This is a genomic window from Amycolatopsis coloradensis, assembly GCF_001953865.1.
Classification (GTDB): Bacteria; Actinomycetota; Actinomycetes; order Mycobacteriales; family Pseudonocardiaceae; genus Amycolatopsis; species Amycolatopsis coloradensis.
In genome coordinates this window covers 1-1,191 of sequence record NZ_MQUQ01000045.1, presented here as the reverse complement: position 1 = coordinate 1,191, position 1,191 = coordinate 1, and the positions used below count along the sequence as shown (strand labels likewise).

The 1,191-nt window shown below is 65.7% G+C and carries 1 protein-coding gene; it reads left to right on the top strand.

Translation table 11 applies throughout. From position 1 onward, the window contains the following. Nucleotides 1-91: 91 nt before the first annotated feature. A complete protein-coding gene (locus BS329_RS41310; RefSeq protein WP_084750889.1) occupies nucleotides 92-1,180 on the top strand; it encodes an IS630 family transposase in 1,089 nt (362 codons plus the stop codon). Nucleotides 1,181-1,191: the final 11 nt, after the last annotated feature.

Below are 1,191 nucleotides of genomic sequence, written 5' to 3'. Positions count from 1 at the left end.
CTAGTGCCTCATCAAGAAACGTTGACGTCGTAACCGTGTCGCGTGGACATCCGGGCTGGTGGTCGCGAGGCTGGGCGTGGAGGTGAGGCTGGTGGCGCGTCAGCCGGAGGTGTTCGCGCGGTCGTTGGAGCCGGAGGAAGCGCAGCGGCTGGTCAAGATCACGAGGTCGGCGAAGGATCGGGTGCGGCTGCGGCGGTCCGGGATCGTGCTGGCGTCGGTGCAGGGCCGGTCCGCGCGGGAGATCGCGGCGATGTTCGCCGCGACAGAAGGCTATGTGCGGGAGGTGATCCACGCGTTCAACGAGTCCGGGTTCGCGGCGTTGTCCCCAAAATGGAGGGGCGGCCGACCAGCTAAGTTCGGGCCGGCCGCCCGTGATCAGATCTGCCGCATCGCTGCCTGCAAACCCACCGAACTGGGGTTGCCGTTCACGACTTGGAGCCTGACCAAGCTGGTCACGTATCTCGCCTCACACGCGTGGATCAGAACCAGCACCGAGACCGTCCGGCAGATCCTGCGCAAGGCAGGCGTGTCCTGGCAGGCGACGAAAACCTGGAAAGCCAGCAAGGACCCGGACTTCGTGGCCAAAAAGAACCGCATCCTCGACCTCTACGACCGGCCGCCCGCCGACGGACGAGTGATCTGCGTCGACGAGTTCGGGCCGCTGAACCTGCAACCCCGCCCCGGCCGCGGCTGGTTCCCCCGCGGCCGCCCAGCCCGGCTGCGCGCGACCTACACCCGCACCAAAGGAGTCCGGCAGATGTTCGCCGCGCTCGACCTCGCCACCGGACAGATGTTCTACCGATTCCGTGACCGCAAACGCTGGCCACAGTTCCTCGACTTCTGCAAGCAGCTCCGTCGCCGCTTCCCGACAGGGAAGCTCTACCTGATCTGCGACAACTACGGTCCCCACGGCAAAGCCGAGGTCAGGACCTGGTGCGCGGCCAACGACATCGAGCTGGTCTACACACCCACCAACGCCTCCTGGCTGAACTGGATCGAGTGCGAGTTCACCGCGATCCGCTACTTCACCCTCGACGGCAGCGACTACCCCAGCCACACAGCCCAGGAAGCCGCCATCGCCGGCTACCTCCGCTGGCACAACCGCCACAGCCACCCCAAACGCCACTTCGCCGTCAACTCCACAATCCGCCGACCGGATTACCTACCCAACGTTGCTTGATACGGCACTAG